At 49.7% G+C, this 20,236-nt stretch carries 16 protein-coding genes, 1 other RNA gene and 1 pseudogene; 9 read left to right on the top strand and 9 right to left on the bottom strand.

Features of this window, described 5'->3' with window-relative positions; translation table 11 throughout:
* Window positions 1–146: 146 nt before the first annotated feature.
* On the top strand, window positions 147–1,178 hold the full coding sequence (gene tsaD / locus ACN0YN_RS23720; RefSeq protein WP_417387513.1) for a tRNA (adenosine(37)-N6)-threonylcarbamoyltransferase complex transferase subunit TsaD: 1,032 nt from the start codon (window positions 147–149) through the stop codon (window positions 1,176–1,178).
* Between the two features lie 15 nt (window positions 1,179–1,193).
* On the opposite strand, the gene ACN0YN_RS23715 is transcribed toward tsaD, so the two are convergent.
* Complete coding sequence (locus tag ACN0YN_RS23715) at window positions 1,194–2,498, bottom strand: hypothetical protein (RefSeq protein WP_417387512.1); 1,305 nt, start codon at window positions 2,496–2,498, stop codon at window positions 1,194–1,196.
* Window positions 2,499–2,635: 137 nt separating this feature from the next.
* Entirely contained in the window at window positions 2,636–5,371 is a 2,736-nt protein-coding gene (locus tag ACN0YN_RS23710) for a hypothetical protein (protein ID WP_417387511.1), read from the bottom strand.
* Window positions 5,372–5,991: 620 nt separating this feature from the next.
* On the opposite strand from ACN0YN_RS23710, the gene ACN0YN_RS23705 reads away from it, so the two are divergent.
* Window positions 5,992–7,914, top strand: a complete 1,923-nt coding sequence (locus ACN0YN_RS23705) for a hypothetical protein (protein WP_417387510.1) — start codon at window positions 5,992–5,994, stop codon at window positions 7,912–7,914.
* Between the two features lie 6 nt (window positions 7,915–7,920).
* Here the strand turns inward: ACN0YN_RS23705 and ACN0YN_RS23700 are convergent, their stop codons facing one another.
* On the bottom strand, window positions 7,921–8,409 hold the full coding sequence (locus ACN0YN_RS23700; protein WP_417387509.1) for a hypothetical protein: 489 nt from the start codon (window positions 8,407–8,409) through the stop codon (window positions 7,921–7,923).
* A gap of 288 nt (window positions 8,410–8,697) precedes the next feature.
* On the opposite strand from ACN0YN_RS23700, the gene ACN0YN_RS23695 reads away from it, so the two are divergent.
* Complete coding sequence (locus ACN0YN_RS23695; protein WP_417387508.1) at window positions 8,698–9,030, top strand: hypothetical protein; 333 nt, start codon at window positions 8,698–8,700, stop codon at window positions 9,028–9,030.
* Window positions 9,031–9,049: 19 nt separating this feature from the next.
* Here ACN0YN_RS23695 and ACN0YN_RS23690 read toward each other — a convergent pair whose 3' ends face one another.
* Complete coding sequence (locus ACN0YN_RS23690) at window positions 9,050–9,364, bottom strand: Hpt domain-containing protein (protein WP_417387507.1); 315 nt, start codon at window positions 9,362–9,364, stop codon at window positions 9,050–9,052.
* Window positions 9,365–9,871: 507 nt separating this feature from the next.
* Here ACN0YN_RS23690 and ACN0YN_RS23685 point away from each other — a divergent pair.
* Window positions 9,872–11,050, top strand: a complete 1,179-nt coding sequence (locus tag ACN0YN_RS23685) for an LptF/LptG family permease (protein ID WP_417387506.1) — start codon at window positions 9,872–9,874, stop codon at window positions 11,048–11,050.
* On the opposite strand, the gene ACN0YN_RS23680 is transcribed toward ACN0YN_RS23685, so the two are convergent.
* Both ACN0YN_RS23680 and ACN0YN_RS23675 read right to left on the bottom strand, forming a co-directional pair.
* A complete protein-coding gene (locus tag ACN0YN_RS23680) occupies window positions 11,047–12,132 on the bottom strand; it encodes an alpha/beta hydrolase family protein (RefSeq protein ID WP_417387505.1) in 1,086 nt (361 codons plus the stop codon). The genes ACN0YN_RS23685 and ACN0YN_RS23680 overlap by 4 nt on opposite strands.
* 163 nt (window positions 12,133–12,295) lie before the next feature.
* Window positions 12,296–12,541: a hypothetical protein gene (locus ACN0YN_RS23675; RefSeq protein ID WP_417387504.1), complete on the bottom strand. Its 246-nt coding sequence runs from the start codon at window positions 12,539–12,541 to the stop codon at window positions 12,296–12,298.
* 292 nt (window positions 12,542–12,833) lie between these two features.
* On the opposite strand from ACN0YN_RS23675, the gene ssrA reads away from it, so the two are divergent.
* The 4 genes from ssrA to ACN0YN_RS23655 all read left to right on the top strand — a co-directional run bounded on the left by ssrA (window position 12,834) and on the right by ACN0YN_RS23655 (window position 16,574).
* Window positions 12,834–13,190: a transfer-messenger RNA gene (gene ssrA / locus ACN0YN_RS23670) on the top strand.
* 209 nt (window positions 13,191–13,399) lie between these two features.
* Window positions 13,400–15,142 (top strand): tyrosine-type recombinase/integrase, encoded by a 1,743-nt coding sequence (locus tag ACN0YN_RS23665; RefSeq protein ID WP_417387503.1) that lies wholly within the window; start codon window positions 13,400–13,402, stop codon window positions 15,140–15,142.
* Between the two features lie 131 nt (window positions 15,143–15,273).
* Complete coding sequence (locus tag ACN0YN_RS23660) at window positions 15,274–16,137, top strand: hypothetical protein (RefSeq protein ID WP_417387502.1); 864 nt, start codon at window positions 15,274–15,276, stop codon at window positions 16,135–16,137.
* A 203-nt stretch (window positions 16,138–16,340) separates the two neighbouring features.
* Window positions 16,341–16,574, top strand: a complete 234-nt coding sequence (locus ACN0YN_RS23655; protein ID WP_417387501.1) for a hypothetical protein — start codon at window positions 16,341–16,343, stop codon at window positions 16,572–16,574.
* Here ACN0YN_RS23655 and ACN0YN_RS23650 read toward each other — a convergent pair.
* Both ACN0YN_RS23650 and ACN0YN_RS23645 read right to left on the bottom strand, forming a co-directional pair.
* Window positions 16,571–18,010, bottom strand: a complete 1,440-nt coding sequence (locus ACN0YN_RS23650) for a copper ion binding protein (protein WP_417387500.1) — start codon at window positions 18,008–18,010, stop codon at window positions 16,571–16,573. The genes ACN0YN_RS23655 and ACN0YN_RS23650 overlap by 4 nt on opposite strands.
* Window positions 18,007–18,438 (bottom strand): heavy metal-responsive transcriptional regulator, encoded by a 432-nt coding sequence (locus ACN0YN_RS23645; protein ID WP_417387499.1) that lies wholly within the window; start codon window positions 18,436–18,438, stop codon window positions 18,007–18,009. Before ACN0YN_RS23645 ends, ACN0YN_RS23650 begins: the two co-directional genes overlap by 4 nt.
* Before the next feature lie 223 nt (window positions 18,439–18,661).
* Here ACN0YN_RS23645 and ACN0YN_RS23640 point away from each other — a divergent pair, with 223 nt between their 5' ends.
* Window positions 18,662–19,255 (top strand): recombinase family protein, encoded by a 594-nt coding sequence (locus ACN0YN_RS23640; protein WP_417387498.1) that lies wholly within the window; start codon window positions 18,662–18,664, stop codon window positions 19,253–19,255.
* Between the two features lie 467 nt (window positions 19,256–19,722).
* Here the strand turns inward: ACN0YN_RS23640 and ACN0YN_RS23635 are convergent.
* Window positions 19,723–20,075: pseudogene (locus ACN0YN_RS23635) on the bottom strand (transposase); the annotation flags it as partial.
* Between the last annotated feature and the right edge of the window lie 161 nt (window positions 20,076–20,236).

The following is a 20,236-nucleotide window of genomic DNA, read 5'->3' as shown; positions in this document are numbered from 1 at the left end:
TGATCTCAGGAACCATGAACAATAGGGACTGACAACCAGAGTTTGACAGTGTGATGTCAGACAGTTCAAAAATATGAAAGCGACTTTCGGGAATCTGTCTGGTCCCGAGGGTCGCTTTTTTATTGGAAATACCGTAACTTTCCTCTATGAATCAATCTGAAGAATATCTCCTGGCCATTGAATCTTCCTGTGACGAAACCGCCGCCGCGGTGATCACTCGCGATATGCGGATTCTCTCAAATGTCGTTTCTTCTCAGACCCGACTGCATGAAAAGTTTGGAGGGGTGGTCCCTGAAATTGCTTCGCGTGCACACCTGGAACGCATCCTGCCAGTCATTGATGATGCCTTAAAAGAGGCCGAGATCACGCTGGATCAATTGACTGCGGTTGCAGTCGCGACAGAACCGGGCCTGGTGGGCTCGCTGCTGATCGGCTTGACGGCAGCTAAAACCCTGGCACTGACACTCGATATTCCTTTAATTGCCGTCAATCATATTGAAGGCCATCTGTTTGCCTGCCAGATGCAGGAAGAGCGCCCCCTGTTTCCGGCGATTGGTCTGGTTGTCAGTGGAGGTCACACGAACCTGTATCACTGTTCGGAAACTCTACAGTTTGACCTGATCGGTGCCACCATTGATGATGCAGCGGGTGAAGCGTTCGATAAGGTCGCCAAGATTCTCGGTCTTTCGTATCCCGGTGGTCCCTCCATTCAGAAAGCCGCGCTTAATGGGAACTCCAGGGCATTTCCGTTTCCGCGAACATTTATCAAAGATCCGGAACTGCGGTTCAGCTTCAGTGGTTTGAAGACCGCCGTATTGTATGAAGCGTTAGGAAATCCGGGTGCTAAAAAACAGCCACCGGCACTCACGGAAGAACGCATTGCCGATCTAGCAGCCAGCTTTCAGGCTACCGTAGTGGATGTTCTGGTCGCTAAATGCCAGCAGGCCTTATCGCAGTATGGCTACTCCACTCTTTGTGTGGGAGGAGGGGTCGCCGCGAATGCTTTATTGCGAGAGCGGCTGGAAGAGGTGACGAAGCAGGCGGGAATTCACTTAAGCATCGCCCCTCCCGATTTGTGTACCGATAATGCCGCGATGGCTGCGATTGCCTGGCATCACCTGGATCAGGGACGGATCGCATCGCTGGATCTGGATGTGAAACCGGGGCTTGTCCGCTGATCAACTGAAACGGAATCAGGGGTTCATAAAACTGAAGGTAAAAATCTCAGTGACATTCGTGAACTGAGGCGACAAAGACAGCCTGACATACCTGCGGTCCGGCGAAACAACGGCTGCCCCCGTGAGACTGATCCCCTCAGGAACGACTGTAATCACGGGCTGATTGGCGATACCTCCGGTATTTTGTACTCCTGTCACAAAGGGAGTTTGACGACCTGTCGAAATCCCAGTCTGTCTGGAAACCCGGAAGCTGTTATATGACTCCTGGGAGCGCTTCGAAAGTTGTCCTGCTGGAAGCGTCAGATTACGATTCTGTAAACGACTGGTTTTTTGTGGCTCTCTGGATTCTTCGGGGACCTCTGTTTTTTTATCGCGTCTGCCTTTTGCCAGATTAATCCGAATCAGCTGATCTTCTTTTGCCAGAGGGACGATCCTGGTTTCAACAATCGGTTGCGCCGAACCTGCATAGCGGGTGATTTTCAGTTTAGCTCTCTGTCCGACAATATTCCCGGAGACATAGCGAACTCGGACGGTATAGTTTCCCGGGAATCCGCTCGCACAGAGATACTCTTCCTTACAGTTCTCCTGCTTCGGCCCATAACCGTCATTCAGCAGAACGCCTCCCCCTGCGGTCAAGGGAGACTCAAAAGAGCAAACCGTTCCTTTGGGTTCCTCTACGATCAGATCCAGATCTCCATCTCCGTTCCAGGTGAGTTCCAGTTTCAAATCTCGTTCCAAGGCAGTTTTTCTGGCTGAACGGACTCGCTCTGCTTCCGCTTTTCGCCCTGCCTTGACAAAGGACTGTTCCAGATCAGCCAATGCATTTAATGCCTTTTCGTGCCACTGCTGATGGTCTTTAATCCAGACGTTGGTCAGGATCCCCGTAGCCGCCCACTCGATGGCTTCCGCATCTTTCAGTTTTGTCGCCAGACGTAAGCCCATGATATAAGGCTCGGGACGGGAGGGTTGCAGTTTTGCCGCCTGCTCATAGAGCTTCAAAGCCTGCTCATCTGCCTCGAACCGGGAAAGATACGCGGCTGAATAAACCATGCTGGGTACATCGGTGGCTGAGAAATCAATGCGGGAAAGTAAGGCACGTTGAATTTCCTGCTGAGGCCGCCCGACAATTTCCATCGATAATGCCAGCACATCATACATCCAGGGCTGTGACTGGCCATTGATCAACGCGGCATTGATAGCAGCAATCACGTGCTCATGCTTGCCGGTCTGATGGAGATTGAAAATCAGGTCATTTACCAGATCGGGAGCTGGCTTACGCTTGGAAAAATAATCATTCCAGAACGCCTGAGGATCTTTCACATTGGCAAGTAATGGCGCTTTGAATTCGTTCTTTTTTTCCGGCTCGCCTTTAACAGAAACGGAGCCTTTCCCCTGGGAACGGCTCCGTGCTGTTAATTTAGATTGATCAGTGACTACAGGTGGTTTCTGTTTCCTGTCTACCTGGCGATCACTGGTTTTTTTTTGAGTTGTTCAATCGTGCTGTTATCAAATCGAAAGGGTTTGTCTTCGACCTGAAATTGCGCCTGAGATGCTTTCGATTCTTTCTCTCCCAGAATGTTATTCAGAATGGCTTTCATCTCTGCATCTTGAATTGACTTCAATTCTGGTTTGACAGCCTTATCTTTAGCCTTGGGCACAGACTGCTGCTTTGCGGTTTGCTTAGGCTGACTATTCATCATCAGCATTTCTGGTGCAACGTTGAATAGACCCTGACCACCGCCACCACCGCCGAAGCCGCCGCCACCGAAGCCGCCGCCACCACCGCCGAAGCCGCCACCCTGCTGGCCACCCAGACCACCCTGTTGTCCACCAAAACCACCCTGGCTTGATCCAACAGATGACTGTTGTGTGGAGACCGAGATCACCAGGTCAGCAACCGGATAAACCCGAGTGCTTAAGATTTCCTCAGCCTTGATGCTGGTTGTGATTTTCATCACTTCATCTTCAACCAGATAAGTCAGGCCGATTGGCTTCAAGATGATATTTAAAGCACTTTTCAGTTTGATACCGCTGAGAGCCACATTGACGGGTTCATCAACAGTCAAACCCTCTTCACCAAGATCGTTGGAATTGATCAGAATCGTAATATTGTGCAGTTCAGCGAAGTAAGTCATCACTTCTGACAGTGGAATGTCAGGAAAGTTTGCTTCCGTCTCTTTTTGCAGTTCTTCAAAAATACGCTGTTCCGCTGGGCTGTTACGATGCAGGTCCACATTAGACCATTTCTTACGCCGTTCGGTTAAAGCGGTCCAGACTGGAGCAGATGGCCAGCGAATGGGAGGTTCATCAGGGAAGGGAACATGAGAGAGTTCCACCTGATACAGAGTTTCCAGAAAACGGTCTGCACGAAGCGAACGCATCTGGAAGACTTTAGCCAACTGCCCTGCTGCTTCTGAAGTAAACAAAGCTGCGGTCGCAGGACCATTTCCAGGTTCCATATCAACGGCAACACGGGCAACCGCTTCCGCTTCTTCATAAGCATCAAAGTTACCATGCTTACCATCCTGGATCAGAGATCGAACACGGTCGATCAACTGTTCCATTTTTTCATCTTCCAGCAGAATCTGGTCGACCAGGCGTTTTTGCTGTTCCAGTTGAGCAAGTTGCTGCTGTTGACGAATCCGTCGAGTTTCAGCGACTTCCATCTGGCTGCGAACATCAACCATCATGTTGCTCAAACGACTTTCAAGTTGCTGACGCAAATCAATATCGATATCGGAAGTGGATTTCAGGAAATTCAAAGTTCGTTTCAAAACACCCAAGGCACCTTCTGGATTCTCAGCAGATTCCTGACGGGCTTCTTCGATCGCGTTCTGAACTTCGATCTTCATCTGAGCACCTTTAATCTGACGCAGCTGTTCTACTTTGCTGATAGCGTCATCAATCGGTGGCTTCGGATCTGCTTTAGGAGCAGGTTCAGCAGCCCCACCCGTTGCAGGCTGTTTTGTATCAGCTTGAGCCAGTTGGCCTTTCTGATAAGAATCTGTCATTTTCAACAATGATTCAGCCCGGGAATTACCGGGATCCATCTGCTGCAGCAGGTTTCCAAATTTGGCAGCCTGCTCGAAGTTACCACTGCGAATGGCATTGGTTCCAGCAAATTCAAGTTGAGCCATATTCTCTTCATGACCGGTGCGTGCCAGGTTCATCATTCGCTGACCGGCAAAAGCAACTGCCAGTTCCTGTCCCGGCTTATAATTGTTCCACGGCACTGCCAGGAAGCTGTTTACCGATTGAGCGACAGGAACTTTAAACTTCCAGACACCGTCCAGATTTCTGTTTTTCAGTTCTACTGTAAATCCGGTTGCGACATCTCCTTTTGCGAGATAGATAGTCTCTCGGTCAGTTCTGACGGGTAAGGCACGGGTTGTATTCAATTCTAACTGTTTGTCTGAGACACGGATTGATTCAGGATAAAATACGGGAGCCTGAATCGCTTTCACGAGCTCTTTGCCAACGATGGCTGGTAAATCCTGCTTGCCTGTCGCTTCATCAGAAAGAACCACTCCACCGGTGTAAACGCCGAGCGTTCCCAGCAATTGCAGGTCTTTTTTGGGACCGACGGCATAGCTGTGAACGGGAATATGCTGTTGAGCCAGTTTGCCGGTCAATGCTGCCATTTCAGGAAGTGAAATCAGCTTGGCAGAACTCATTCCATCACCGATATACACGATCGAACGAGCCTGTTCGTTCTCCAGCCCCTGCAGGACTGTATTCAGTGCGGCAGAAAGATTCGTCGCGCCAAGCGGTGCACGAGCAGCCAGCGATGCAACAGCCAGTTGAGCCTGACGGCTTTTAGGAGCGACATATTCACTTACAAACGGGGTGCATTGCACGTCAACCGCGTAAACGGCAACACTTGCATTGTTGGGGAGTTCATCCAGCAGAGATCTGAGGACATCCAGAGCCTGAGTCCGGTGCTCGCCTACCTGGCTGGCGGATGTATCAAACAGAATCGCAATCTGCTCTCCGGCATGGGCGGGAGCTGGCAGACGATCCGCTTTGAACTGCAGGGCGTAAAAATTTTCGCCTTCACTATTCTGATAACTGAGGATCTGGCCAATGTTTGAGATTTCTGGAACCTGCTGTTCAGCAAAACTTTGAGGCGTACTCAACATCATTGTTGAGGCAGCCAGAACAAACATTGAAATTCCAAATCTGGATAGTGACATGATTTCTCTCTCCCGAGTAACTTTAGGCAAGAATGCTTGAACTTAAGCCTATATGGTCGATTGCCAAATTGCGCATTCTCCTCAACTGTGCATTGTATATACAGTCTCGGACACCATTGAAGGAAATTCCCCCGATTTTCTCTTAATTCTCCAAATTTGATGCGAGATGAAAAGGGTTTGTCGGCACGGACTGAAGTATCCGCGTAATTTGCAGTCCGATTATGGGGAAAGTATGGATCAAAGCCCACTTATCGAAATCAGCGATTTCTCCAAACGAAGCTGATAAAACAGTTTCGATCTACTCAATTGTTCATATCAGGCATCTCAACTCAGTTCTATTTTCATATTTAAGATATTCGGATTGTGTTGATTCTACTCAATGAGTCACCGTGATTTTGTCGATCTTTCTTAGTGTCTCACCCTGTTAATTGGGCGCCTGAATCAACTGATTTCTGTCGAACCGGAAGTAGACACGCGAATACTCTTCGCAAGTCAGGCTCCATCAAATCCGGACACTGATTCCAGGCATGCTCTCTCGACCCTATATCACAATAACGTGTTTGATCACGTTGATCGGTTTGATCATTGGGTGGGAACTCCATTCTTCAAAATCCGATCCCGTGGCTGCTACGCCTGTAAACCGCCGTGCAGAAGTAAAACGGGTCAAAGTCAATAAACCGGTCCCGCAACTGAGTCAGCCTGTGGACTGGAACCGCCCCGTCAATATTACCTGTCTGGAAACGCAGCTGGGATTTCCGCTCTCATTTTCCCCCGGAGATGAGTATGTACTCATCGTCAACAACCTGGATCGTTCCCCTCGACGCACAAAAACAATCAGCCTGTCGCTTCAGGAAACAGCGGGGGATCAACCAGAAAACTGCTATTTCGAAAATACACAGGCCCCCGATGCAACGCCACAGGCAAGCAGCCTGCTCAATGCTTCAATCCCACAGCGTTCTTCTGACACTGGTCCTCTGGTGAATGAAGCAGAGTCTGACGAGGCACCGCTTGAATCTGTCAGATATTTCTATCTGTTCGTGACAGAAGGAGACCTGTCAGACAAAAAACAATACACGCGACTCAAGGCACGGTTGATTCAACAAAGTCCCCGGGTTGCGATTTATCTCGATGATCAGCAAAAACCTGAAGAACTGGCATCCGGACTAGTCAACGACCTGATTGCCCAGCTTGAAAATCAGGTACTGGATAAGATCGAGAGGGAGTGTGGTCCTCTACGAGACGTCGATGGAAATGGTCGCTTCACCATTTTCCTCACCCCCTGGTTAAGTAAACTGCAGGGAGGAAAAACAACAATCAATGGATTCGTCCGACCCAGCGATTTTCGAGATAATATAATGGAACCGTTCAGCAATCACTGCGATATGCTGTATCTCAATTCTGCGTTGAAACCAGGTCCACAGCTACTCGACCTATTGAGCCATGAAGTGACCCATGCAGCGGTTTCCAGCATCCGCACAACCGGAACTCATTCTCTTCCGGATGAAGAAGACTGGCTGAATGAAGGCATTGCCCATCTGATGGAACCGGGTTTTACAAATCGAGACTACCGCATCAGCGAATTTTTTCGGTCACCGGAATCCTATCCACTGGTTGTCTCCGATTATTATCGCGCACAACTCTGGCGCAACCATGGATGTCGAGGGGCTGTGAACCTGTTTCTGAACTGGTGTAATCAGCTCAAGTCGGACAGTCAATTTGCCAATCAAATTACTCGTCACCGTTTGACCGGCACTGCTAAGATCGAACAGTTGACTTCCACTCCTTTTCCGGAGCTCTTTCGTCTCTGGTCTCTGGATCTGGCCAGGCAGTCACAGGCTTATAACTCTCTGAATTCGACTGGGAATACACCTGAACCTCTCATCCACTGCGGCAGATTCGTACTGGCTGGCCCTGCCATTCACGATTGGAATTTGTCAGATCAAAACCACACGAGCCTGAAAATTGCTTCGACGGCTTCCGGTTTTGTACGACTCAAATCGAAGAGTCAACTGCCGGAAAAATGGATAATCAAGGTCCAGGGATTTCAATCAATGCAGATGACGCTATTGAAAATTGAACAAGCATCGCAGCTGGTTGCTTTAGAGGCTGAATACGCTTCTTCAGAAAACCCCATGGATTCAAACTCCCAATTTGTGGAAGTCCATCTGCGTTGCGGTCACCCCATCAATTCAAAAGTCGAAAAGATCTGCCTGGAATTCAATGGAGCCTATCTTTCGCAACTCGCCCGGCAACCACAAAAACGGGATGCCACGGCTCTCGACGATTCCGACTCGATTGAGCCGAGATCCGGTCTGCGTCTTGCTCTGTTGAATTCCGAAACTCAACAGAATAGACAGGTGACTGAATTCAATGCATTAATCCCACGAACCAGTTTCGAGGGAAAAACGAACATCGAAAGCCTCAGTTGGAAAGCCATCGTCATTTCAGAAACTCAACAACGAGGAGTCGCCCAGGTCGAAATGGCGTTCCCCTCGTTACCACCTCACAGAATCGCAAAAAAAATCCTCGAAGCTGCAAAATGAAATTCATTAAAAACTGTCGGCGTCGTCCTGGTTTTCACCCAGATATTTCAACCGGGTCGCATACATTTTTTTCAGACGAGAGACCGGATACATACGAACGATCTTGTTTTTATAGGTAATTCTACCCTGATCGTCCCGTCCCAGCTGCGCTGCAATATCTGGTTTGGCCATTCCTGCATACAGACCGGCGAATGTTTCCGGATCAACACCATTCCCTGCTTCAAGGTCATCCAGAGCATTCACTCCGCCACAGGAGACAGCAAATGCATTCAACCCTTTTGTGGCAGGTCGCATGAAATTTTCCTGCTCGAGCGATGACTGTGCTTCGGCCAGTTGCTTCACCCCGCGTTTGATTTTATCTTCGGTCTCTTCAGTGGGAGTACCGGAAGCCTGCTGTGCATGCAACACTGTGCTTTGAAAACTTTGTGACGCGCCTAAAACATAACCGACGGTAATCAGCAGTAAACCGACAGCGACCTGGCTAACCTTGGACATGAAAGACTCCCTGAGAATGCAACATGAATGTTTTGTGATTTCTATTCGAGGTCAGCAACCGTGAAGCCCATTATAGCCCCCGGTCTGCTGGCTTAAAATATTGAAATTGCATGACGTGCAGTAGCGTTTGATGATCATTTTTACTAATAATTAACGGCTCAGGTCAATAAGAACCCTGAAAATTAGCGGCTGAAACTATGATCCTCTGTATTTAGACCGGTATTCATCCCGATCAATACTTTTCCTGGCCGAACTCAAAGTGAACACCCAGAGCCAGAGATTCAAGAAATGACCATTGAAGAATTTCAACAGGAACTGTCACAGATTGTCACCCAGTTCCAGAGAGCCGATTACGATGCGAGACATCTGCTCCTGGATCTTTCTGAAAAAATTCAGAAACTAAAGGAGCAGATCCCCGAGTCCGTGCCTGCAAATCTGAAATCCGAGTGGAAATCGATCTGCAGCGAAGTAGATGCAGTCCAGCCGGCCTTTAAAAGCCATCGTAAAACATCGATTCTTTTTGACCGGCAGGGAATGGGACTTCCGGGAGTTCAAACTGCAAAAGCACTGATCACTCGCATCGTCGCACTCTCAAAACTGATCAATCGACTGACTGCGTAAATTTAGATTTGATCCGAAATCAGACGACAATCCGATTCAGATGATGTAACAACAGCTCTTTCTGGTGAGCGATTTCGATCCGATCTTCCGATTTACAGGCTTCTTCCAGATGAGAAGAAAGATCGGAGAGTTCATTAAATCCATAGCCGGCTCCGGCGCCTTTGAGCTGATGCGCCAGTGTTTTAAGTTGATCGATCTGGTCAGAAGTCACGGTCTGACTCAAAAACTGTTTCTTTTCTTCGATTCCATCGACGAACATTTCGATCAGCTCATGGAAATCTTCATCATCACAAAATGCCGATCGAACCGGGGTGTCTTCTAAGGCATCTAACATATTAAGGTACTCCAATCCAACTCAGGGTCCCAAAATGATCTTATTTCAATTATTAGATTTGCGTTTCAGAACTTCTTTCAGCGGGCGACGACATCAGTTCTAACTTGCTACACATTCTATTAATAGTTTGGGGGATTTCGCGTGCTGTAAAAAAGGTTCATTTATCCGATTTACGAGCGAAGTAATTCCGGCAGGAGAAATGAATGTACTGATTAAGCCAGATTTGCCGATACGAGTTCTATCCAAACTAACGTAATACACAGGATTTACAGAGCGCTTCACAATAAACACAAGAACACGTATCCACCGTCTGATATTGACTCAATCCGGCTTCTTGTCTTATACACCTTCGGTGATTTTCAATATTCTCGACAAAGGGCATCGTGTTGATTCCCGAGTCGGCATTACCGGAACCAAAATGGATTCACGCCCCAATTCAGACTGAAATCAGTTTGAACTAAATCCTTTAATTCTTTCTCTTTAGATCTAGATTAACATATCCCTGCCATGCGATTGTTACAGCGCTACGTTCTCTTCGAATTACTGCGCGTTTTTACACTCATGATTACAGTACTGACCGTCCTGCTGGTATTTGTTGGCGCGTTCCAGCAGGCAACCAGCCAGGGTCTGGGTGTGATTCTGGTTTTAAAGATCCTGCCGTTCATCGTTCCCAGTATGCTCCCCTTTACGATTCCTGCGACTCTCCTGCTCACAGTCTGTGTGGTTTATGGTCGCATCGCCGGAGACCAGGAAATTACTGCCGCCAAGGCTGCGGGGATCAATGTGCTCTCACTCCTCTGGCCTTCTTTTATTCTGGGAGGCTTCCTGAGTCTGGGCTCGCTGATTTTGAGTGACCAGATCATTCCCTGGGCGGAAAAAAATATCGAGAACACCATCGCCTGCGAACTCGAAACCATCTTCCTGGAAAAACTGCGTTCACAAAACCAGATCCATGACCCGACCAGTGGGATCTCCATCACTGTCATGGGCGTGCGCGAGAAAACCCTGCTCGTCCCCACATTTCGCTACTCGCCTCCCAACAAAAAGCCCGTCCATCTGCAGGCGGAAGAAGCAACCCTGGAATTTGATCTCACCAATCAGCAGGTCATTCTGCACATTTCCAAAGGGCATATCGACTTCCCGGGAAAGCCGCGTTTCTTTGTCGAAAAAGATACGTTTCCCTTCCCGCTTCCCAGTCAGACCACCATGGCCAAACCGAGGCACATGAGTGTGAAATCCATCAAATCTGAGCTCAATGAGCTCGAAGAGATGAAAAACGATTTCGAATTTCAGCGTGATATTGAAGTGGCCATGCTGTTAGCGCTGGGAGATTTTGAGCGTTTTCAGTCACCAGAAGTCAACACGGATCTCCCCCAGAATCAGCTCCAGGAAAAACGCCAGAACAAACTCAAGACGGCTCTCTCCAGCCGTTTCGCTTTAAGCTGCAGCTGCTTCTTCTTTGTACTGGTGGGCTGCCCCTTCTCCATTGCCCAGGCACGCCGACAGTTCCTCACCAGCTTCTTTCTGGTGTTCCTGCCGATTCTACTTTTTTATTACCCCATCGTCCTGCTGGCAATCAACCTCGCCAAGCTGGGCAAAATTGAACCAACCTGGTCACTCTGGGTCGGCAATGCAGGACTGCTGATCATCGCCATTCACATGTTGCGAAAAGTGCTGCGAAACTAAGAACCGGTCGAGTCGGCACTTCGCTTCTGGCGATCCCAGTCTGAGAAAAAGGTCGTCAGGCGACGCGTTTCTCCAAAGATATACAACGCCGCCGAGATATGTCCCGCATCCAGCCAGACCAGTTCCGGCTTCTTACCCATCGATTCCCATAATGCCACCGCGCTTTTCGGGGGAAGAATCTCATCATGCTTCGCAGCCACCATCAAAACATCACGATCCTGCAGCAGTTTGCCATACGTATGCGGATCGACGGGGGACATGATTTTCAGAAATGATTCATAAGTGCCCCCGTTTTCCAGCCAGTGTTGACGAAACCGTTTGGCATCCGGATGCGGATTTTCCCAGATCCCCAGCGCCAGATTGCCACCACCCAGATAGATGGCGACTTTCTTGAAGCGCGGCTCCGCTTCAGCCGACAACGCCGACATGATGCCCCCCAGGCTGATGCCGGTCACTCCCAGTCGCTCTGCATCCACTTCCTGACGGCTCGCCAGCCATGCCGCCGCCCGTCGGATATCCAGCACAGCCTGGGTCATCCCCTCCGCCGTATGCTCGGGCACAAAAGAAATCATCCTCCGCCGACTCTGTGCTCCTGTGCCGCGTCGTTCTGCATAATAAGGCATTTTGATGGTCAGCGCCGCAATCCCCTGGCGCGCCAGTGAATTCGCTGACATCTCAGACAGTTCAAAACCCCCACCCAGAATATGCAGGCACACACAGGCTGGAAACGGTCCGGGACCTTCCGGCTGATAATAATGCCCGTGCACCGTATTGTTTTCTCCCACTGCCGTCTTCACAGGGGAGGGAAATGTGACATCATACACCTTCACCGGCCCACTCATCCGTTTAAATTCACAGGTAAACGGAAACGTGTGAGACTCCAGATGGAAGCGTGCAGGTACCTTATCTTCGTCCTGCGTGGTCTCGAAGTGAACCTCCCCCTGCTCTGGAATGTCTACGAACAGAGAATCGGCAGTCTTCGATTCGGCCCAACCCACGCCTGGCAGACTGACCAGGCAGAGCAAAACACAACCAGTAACCCAGAGACGTCGTTTCAGTGACAGGTGAAGCAGACAATCCATAACCAATAAACTTCCCGTTGAGTTGTGAGATAAAAACAGCCACTGTTTCCTGTCAGTGACACGCTGTATGACTCGACCTATTTTAGAAGAATGACACCGGGGAATGTAGACCGATTTCAAAGAGATTTTTCGGTTGAAGAGAAAAGATTGCAAACAGGGAAACCTATTCAAAACCGGACCAGGATTCAGAAGAAGATGACTTCTGCTCCGACTTCCCGGCGTTGAGGACCCGTTCAATTTCTTCAGCTGACATCCCGGCGGCCAGCAGATGATGCTTCAGATTCACATCTTCCTGATGGCACACCGTTTTAGACCAGTAATGGCTGACGACCGCAGTCATCCCGATTACCAGAGGCAGACCTGCCAGACAAACAACAGTGAATATACCAGTGACATCAATGTCTCCCATGGGGCTCTCCTGAGCAAAATAACCGGTCATTGTCATCTGCCCGGTCTTCGCTGTCGGGTGTCAAATCTTGAAATTTTGCCGGTATTTCTGACTGACGCCGGAATCCGGAAAATGCAGTAAAAACAGAGAGTTGAGACAATAAATTGTTCTGTGATCAGAATTTCGGTAAACAGAGTAAATTGACTCCGGCTGACCTGCTGATAATAATAGGACAGGAGCAGATTTTCTTTCAATTAGATTGATCATTCTGTTCCCCAATGACGTATTAAAAGAAACGTACTACTTGAAACACGGGGGCGATCGGATTCGACTGGTTCACCGTATGTTAGGGTGGCGTGCCGTGGTTGATCAGTTGGCCACGTAAAAAGCTGATCACAACATAATTGCAAACAAGCAATTTTCAATGGCTGCTTAATATAGCAACCCCGGCTTAGGAATCCCTGTCTGAGGAGTCCGACTGCTGGTCACAAAATCAGGCTGGTATCAGATCAATGTCCGCTCCGTCTGATACGAGATCCGTGGTGGACTGGTTTCCCAAAGGCTCTGTTTATCGTGCCCAAAGAAACGAGACACAAACGATAAAATATGCACGTAGAGGCTTTAGCTGAGGGTTCACAGGACGCGGGTTCAATTCCCGCCGCCTCCATCACAAACAGCCACTTGCGATTTTCGCAAGTGGCTGTTTCTATTGGTGGTTACGGACATTTCTGGCTAACATTTCCAGCCTGAAAACGCCGAAACCACGCCGGTTTTGTTGATTTCTGAGGGGTGCTTTGTTGATTTTGGGCTTCCGCCATTCTCCCAATAAGGGTATGGTAGGCTCGAAATCAACAACACGACTCCATCAGAGACGGCACGATGACGACCATCTACGACACCGAACTCAAACAAGCCAAAGACGGAACTTTTTACCGATGGGTTGGTGAGGATGAGAAAGGGACGAAACAGAACTTCCGCCTCGGACGTGACAAGGCGGAAGCGAAACGACGACTCAGGTTGATCCTCGCACTTTTCGAGACCCAAGCCCAAGCCGCAGAGTTCTACGGCGGTTCGTGGGTCGCAGAGTTTCTTTCAGCCGCAAAGAAGATCGCAAAGGGCAAGAAAGCCGTCCTGCCTCGGTTGTCACTTCGAGTGAATGAGACCGATGCCGTTCAGGAGTCCTCAGAGACCTACGCTAAGACGCTGGCGTATCTCAACATGGATGGCGAACTCTTTCAGCCAGAAGCCTCCGAAGACTTCACAGACGCTCTCAGGGCGGTTGAAGCCGACCAGCGACGAAACCGGCTCATAAGGTCGAAGCTCACCGGCTCGAACCCAGATAATGACCCAACAGGTCAGACCGTTGGTCAAGCCGTCGATGCTTTCATGGAGTCTCTGAAATCAGATGCCATGCTTCCTGATGGAAGTCTCTCCACATGGGGTCGGACGCAGTTCAACCAAGTGAAATCATGGCGACGGTATATGTCGGTTGCCAAAGGAGTGAAGAACGGAGAACAGGTTTCATTGAGACTACTTGAAACCGATCTTGCCGACCTGACTGTCGCCAAAGCTCAACAGATGGTCGATGCCACACGGAAGCGACCCCTCACGTTTGAGAGCAAGCTAACCAGAAGGATGACAACCAAGTCGGCAGGGAGCATCAACAAAAAGATCAAGCACTTTTTTGACTGGCTTGACCTGTCCGATGATTGGAGTTGGTTTGAGCCGCCACGTTTTCGGAAAGTCGCATACAAGGTGTCACCGCTGACGGCAGAAGAAAAGCATCAACAGAAGCTCAAAAAGGAAAAGTGGCGTATCACAGATGATGAAATACAAATTTTGTATCGGTATGCCACCCCTGCCGAACGTGTCCTCATTTTGCTCGGTCTCAACTGTGCGTTCGGTGCAGGTGAAATCGGCAACCTTCGCATTCCTTATGTGAAGTTTGAGACCCAAGAAATTGACGGCATTCGGTTCAAGACCGGCAACGATACTCGCCATCATCTATGGGAAGAAACTATCGAAGGCTTGCAGTGGGAACTCAGCCGACGTGAACAACTCCCCAAGACCGACCAAAGCAAGGACATTGTTTTTCTCGCCGAGAAGGGAGGTAATCCATTATGGTCTCGGACGAAAACCGGCAACTACAACAATGGCATCACAAAGAGATGGAATGACCTGAAGGGGCGAGTGAAAAAAGACCATCCCGACTTCCATGATTACAGTTTTGGGAAGTTGCGTAAGACGGCGGCAATTCGAGTCATCGAAATGGCAGATGCGGAAGCCGCCAGCATGATCCTAGCTCACGGCATTCCATCGGAAGACAAGGTGTTATCTGCCTATGTGAACATTCCGTGGCAGAAGCTGTATGAGGCTCAGAAAGCGTATGGGGAAACCATCCGTCCGCTACTCCAAACGGAAGGCAACGCTTTTGAGCAACCACCGAAGGACTACATCGGCAAGAACCGAGCATTACAAATTTTGGAATTGTTCAAGTCGGATGTCCCTGTCGCCCAGATTGCTCGAAAAACCAAAGTCTCTGTGATGACGGTCTATCGCCATGTGGATCGGGCAGGACTTCGGGATGCTGAACCTTTCTCCGACGAAGAACGGGCTACCTAATAGTAATAGGGAACAACACGACAACAGGAAGAAAGAAAAAGAAACATCGTCACTACCATAGAAAGAGCCGTGATGCCAGATAACACCACGGCTCAGAAATCAGTTTGCCGACCAGTTGAGACCAGACGACGATGAAGACACCTTCACAGTATTGTAGTGATGATGATGGAAAATTATTCCAGACGAACCCCACATATCACAAGCCGAGCCAATATCCAGCGAAGGGCTGGACGGAGACTGTTGAGGGCTACATCAATGAAGCCAAACAATGGGCAATGTGCATCAACCGCAACAGGAAGTTGATGAAACGCCCCTACACTTGGGTTGTCCATCTGAACCTCAACGAAGAAGTCTCGCCAGAATATGTCGCTCCGATGTGGAACAAGGTCACTCGGAAGCTGAAAAGAAAAGGCGTCGTTTGCCTATGGGTTCGTGAAGTTAATCGACTGAACAAAATCCACTATCACATCATCGTCAAGAACCGTATATCATCGGACGATCTCAAAGCCGCTATTGAAGACTCCATGCCTCCCCGAAGCGAAGTGGTGTGGCGAAAGCGAGTCGAGGAAATCAAGTCTCAATGGCACTTGGCATACTACGTTGTGAAGGCGAAAATTAGAGGAACGACCAAAGCAGGAAAGGTTGTCAAAGACCTGTATCGACGTAAGCGACTCTTGTTCAAGCCGCATCTTGGCTTTCGCAAGGCTGGCACGATTGGAAATTTTTGGGAACAGGGAAAAAGCAAGACGAAGATGTGGGCGGATATTAAAGCCATTGAAGCAAAGATCGCAGAGGGACTAGAAAATACCGATGTGGTGAAGCTGGTCGATCATGTTGCGGACATGCTGGGAGATGGCGTTCCACGATCCAGAATTGAACGATCCTTCGGGTATTGGTCTGATGCTCCATCGGTTCAAGACTGGATCGAGCGGCTAATAGCCGTTGATTGGGACGACGACCCGTGGCTAATAACGCCAAACGCTGGTTCGCCGTAACTACTTACCACTCATCAGGTTACTACTTCTTGCTGGAGGTCTGTTGTTGTGTTTCAGCAGGGCTACCCTAGTCCGTCTGTGTTACAAAAATTGTATTGGAACAACTCCCTGCAAATCCCCTCCATTTCAGTTCCGATCATCGTTCTTCACTATCGGCTACGTCGGTTCTTTTTTTTATTGAACCCATGATCGTAAATACTTCCATGCGGTTCACATCATTCATCGAATACATTCAATACCGAGAAGGCTCACTCGCACCCGACAAGCCCCGCTGGGTTGGAATGCCACGCATCAACACGACTCCAATGACGAACCAGCAAAGGCGGAAGCTGTATCCCCCAAAGCCTCTAATGCCAAAGCCGTTCAAGCCAACGATTGCAAATGTGGCGAAGCCTCCCAAGCCGAGCATTCCAGCGACAAAGAAAACAGCACCCTAATCGGACTCATCTACCGCACTTGAAAACCCTGCGGCTTTGATCGTGGTGAGGATTTTGTCAGTCGGGAAAGCACAACACGATGGGGTGGACACAATCGCCTTCTTACTTTTGAAGTCCACTTTTACTTCTGCGACTTCTGGCAACCCTGCAAGCCTCTCTTGAAGTGCAGTCGCACAATGTTCGCACGTCATGCCTTCAATGGTCAGAGCCGTGTGGCGAAGTTCTGTGACTTCATCCTGTTGGGACGGCTCATTTCCATTTGTCGTGTCTGACGGAATAACATCAGGTGAAGTCTCAGAGTCTACAAGTTCCCCCTTGTATCCTGCCTTCGTGAGAGCGTCTTCGATGGCACTACTTTGGACAGGGGCATTTGTGCCGACGACTGCTTGCTTTTGTTCGTAGCTGACATCAACTGCTAGAACACCGGAAACTTGGCTGATAGCTTGTGAAACTGTTGTCGCACAACCATCGCAGGTCATGCCTTCAATCTTGAACACCGACCTGTGCATGTTCTCGGTTACTGTGGCTTGTCCTCCCGTGCCAAACAGAGTCCCGACGTAATTGGGGAAGAGCAGGAATGCTATTGCTGCCACGGTGACGCCCCACAGCATGATCTTGTTCATGGACATCATGTTGAGCCGACCAGTGTTGTTCGTGGCACAGCAGTCTTCCCCCTCGGTCGTGGCACAGCAACTTTGTCCCGATGCCGACTTCTTGGGACGGTAGGTGAGGTAGAATGCCGCACCCAGAAACCCGAAGGTGACAACCATGAAAATGGGACGATAGGCTTCCAGCGTGGCGGCAATCCCCGCACCGGAGACGCCCACAGCCAGTAGAACCAATGGCAACCAGCAACAAGCGGACGCCATGATTGCCGAGAGAACTGTTCCAACTTTTGTAACGGTCTCAGCCCTGCTTGACGACGATCTGTTTGACAATTTGGCGGGGAGTTCACTCTTGGCGGTTTCAACCCCCTTTGCGACAGCACCCAAACAACACGAACCTGACGGATTTGTCACTTCGCATGAACATCCGACGTTCTTCATCTTTGCTCGAATGTCTTCCAGTGCTTCGGATGAACCTCGTGCTTGAAGTTCTTCCTTGATGCTGGCGACTGAATGACTAAAGCAGTAGCAAAGCGGACGCTCACCCGTGGTTTCTTTCACACCGACTTCGACAGTGAGTTGATCTTTGGTGAACGTGATCCCGTTTTGCTCGCCAAAGTAGACCACATCACAACCAGTCGAAGCACAGAACCGCCAGCCTGTATTACCCTTTGAGGGTCGGCATCCAACCTCACAATCGTCATGTTCTTCCGCCGCAACCTCCAAAGCATATTGCTCCTTGAGCAACGCCCGAAGTGTGACAGGCTTGACGGTCTTTCCCGCCGTGCCGCAGTTGGGGCATTCAGTCTTGGTGGCAGTTGTGGTTTTCATGTGTTCGTTTCCTTTGTTGATCTTTTGGGTCGTCTTTCCAAAGCGTCCAAAATCGGACACTCAGAAGTCTTCACGTTTTCCCCACATGCTTTGGTCAGTCGAACAAGTGCCTTCTTCATTCTCTGCAACGACCGAATTTTCCCGTCGATGTCCGCAACCTTCGCATCTGCTTTGTTCTTCACATCAGCACAGGACGTTGTGGGATCGACTCGCAGGTCAAACAATTCTTTGATCTCTCCAAGTGTGAACCCCAGTTCCTTCGCCCTCTGGATGAAGTGCAGTCGGTCGATTGTCGTCTCATCGAACTGCCGATAGCCCGATGCTGAACGGTCAGGCTTGGGGATCAAACCTTCTCGTTCGTAGAAACGCACGGTTTCGATACCGACGCCCGACTCCTTTGAGACCTGTCCGATAGTCATTGGCTTCATGGGATTTCCTCTCTGTCATGTATTATCGACCCTGTAGCATACTACAGAGTCAAGCCCGTCCCAGTGAATTTCTACTGCCAAAAAGGGTCGGAGCGAGTTTCGATGAAAAAACGCCTGCTTTCAGGTCGTTTCTCATCGACAAAGGCATGTCATTATGCCTTTACCCTACTTGACAGTGCCGACATCGGCGATACAATCATGGTGAACCTACTTGGAGACCACCATGACCATTGCCGCCTACGTTCGAGTTTCCAGCCATCGCCAGAAGGATGACAGCCAGCGTGCCGAAATCCAGAAGTGGATGGACGCCAACGGCATCGACCCTGAACAGGTTGAGTGGTATGCCGACAAGGAGTCTGGACGCACTACAAAGCGACCAGCGTTCGACCGCCTTCAAGGAGACATCTTCTCGGGGAAGGTCAAGACGGTCGTTCTGTGGAAGCTGGATCGGCTCTCACGTCGTCTCCAAGACGGTGTGACCATTCTGGCGGATTGGGCAGACCGTGGCTTGAAGATCGTCGTCGTGACCCAACAGCTTGAGTTCAACGGTGCTATCGGTCGCACCCTTGCCGCCCTGCTTTTGGGATTGGCGGAAATCGAATGGGAGTATCGAAAGGAACGCCAAGCTGCCGGTATCGAAGTCGCAAAGAAGAAAGGCGTCTACAAGGGACGCCAGAAGGGAACAACGAAGGGGAAACCCAAGAGGGCAAGGGAGCTTCGGGACAAGGGAATGACCGCCCCTGAAATCGCCAATGCACTCGACGTGAGTGAACGCACAGTCTTTCGGTATCTTGGTAGCGAACCGGCGAAGGTGTAACATTCCTCACCGACGAACATGGGGTCGGGAAGTGTTGATTTTCGCCCCCTGAAAATGTTGATCTGAGGGGTCGAAATGTTGATTTTCAGCCTACACCCCAAACGGTCAAAACCCCGAAACCACGCTGGTTTCAGCACTTACGACACACGCTAAAATCACTACCAAAGACCCGCCGCCTCCACTTTAAAGGCTGCTTACCATTTCCGGTAAGTAGCCTTTTTCATTTGGGTTACAGAATTCAGCTGTCCCAATACTGCTGTCCCAAACCCCCATTTTTGAGCAAATGTCCGACTCAGTGTCCGATTAATTGTCCGATAAGGGGCTTTTCCGGGTCCGATTTCACGCCTATTCTTGCTTATCGGACACTGCCTCCATTTTCAAGTGGGACAAAAAAGGAACGCCATGGCTACCAGAACAGGCCGTCTGACCAGACCGGATCGCTCGGGACAATACGCACGCCAGCTGGGCTGGCGTTCAGAAACGATCTCAGCTCCCAAAGTATTACGAACGTAAGTCACAGCCTGACATCGCTTGACCTGGCTCAAAAGTTTCCCGAGGCGGCTTCCTTCAAGATCGCCTTATCCAGTTCCGCATCTGCCAGCAGCCGCTTTAAGCGTGCATTTTCCTTTTCCAGGTCTTTGAGTCGTTTGGCTTGGTCGGTACGGATACCACCGTATTCCTTACGCCAGCGGTAGTAAGTCTGATCGGTGATTCCAAGTTGTTTGCAGACCAGGCTAATCGTCTTGCCATGAGCCAGTTCGACCTCCGCTTCACGAAGCTTCTGAATAATCTGCTCAACAGTAAATCGTTTTCTCGGCATCTCTCATTCTCCCTAAACTATGTCCAAGACTGTGACCTTCCCCCCGTTTCTTGATCCATGCGGAATGCGAGAGAATTTGTTATCTTGTATTCAGGAAAAGGATCAGATCTATGAAACGAAAACGCTACACAGAAGAACAAATCGCCTTTGCTTTACGTCAG

Origin of the sequence: Gimesia sp., assembly GCF_048260065.1 — a bacterium.
Classification (GTDB): domain Bacteria; phylum Planctomycetota; class Planctomycetia; order Planctomycetales; family Planctomycetaceae; genus Gimesia.
This window is presented reverse-complemented; position numbering and strand designations above follow the sequence as displayed.

Bases quoted from the DNA above. Each gene is read 5' to 3' on its own strand.
- ACN0YN_RS23710 (WP_417387511.1), bottom strand. From the start codon at position 5,371: ATGTCACTATCCAGATTTGGAATTTCAATGTTTGTTCTGGCTGCCTCA.
- ACN0YN_RS23675 (WP_417387504.1), bottom strand. From the start codon at position 12,541: ATGGGAGACATTGATGTCACTGGTATATTCACTGTTGTTTGTCTGGCA.
- ACN0YN_RS23680 (WP_417387505.1), bottom strand. From the start codon at position 12,132: ATGGATTGTCTGCTTCACCTGTCACTGAAACGACGTCTCTGGGTTACT.
- tsaD (WP_417387513.1), top strand. From the start codon at position 147: ATGAATCAATCTGAAGAATATCTCCTGGCCATTGAATCTTCCTGTGAC.
- ACN0YN_RS23700 (WP_417387509.1), bottom strand. From the start codon at position 8,409: ATGTCCAAGGTTAGCCAGGTCGCTGTCGGTTTACTGCTGATTACCGTC.
- ACN0YN_RS23695 (WP_417387508.1), top strand. From the start codon at position 8,698: ATGACCATTGAAGAATTTCAACAGGAACTGTCACAGATTGTCACCCAG.
- ACN0YN_RS23650 (WP_417387500.1), bottom strand. From the start codon at position 18,010: ATGAAAACCACAACTGCCACCAAGACTGAATGCCCCAACTGCGGCACG.
- ACN0YN_RS23690 (WP_417387507.1), bottom strand. From the start codon at position 9,364: ATGTTAGATGCCTTAGAAGACACCCCGGTTCGATCGGCATTTTGTGAT.
- ACN0YN_RS23685 (WP_417387506.1), top strand. From the start codon at position 9,872: ATGCGATTGTTACAGCGCTACGTTCTCTTCGAATTACTGCGCGTTTTT.
- ACN0YN_RS23640 (WP_417387498.1), top strand. From the start codon at position 18,662: ATGACCATTGCCGCCTACGTTCGAGTTTCCAGCCATCGCCAGAAGGAT.
- ACN0YN_RS23655 (WP_417387501.1), top strand. From the start codon at position 16,341: ATGCGGTTCACATCATTCATCGAATACATTCAATACCGAGAAGGCTCA.
- ACN0YN_RS23660 (WP_417387502.1), top strand. From the start codon at position 15,274: ATGAAGACACCTTCACAGTATTGTAGTGATGATGATGGAAAATTATTC.
- ACN0YN_RS23665 (WP_417387503.1), top strand. From the start codon at position 13,400: ATGACGACCATCTACGACACCGAACTCAAACAAGCCAAAGACGGAACT.
- ACN0YN_RS23645 (WP_417387499.1), bottom strand. From the start codon at position 18,438: ATGAAGCCAATGACTATCGGACAGGTCTCAAAGGAGTCGGGCGTCGGT.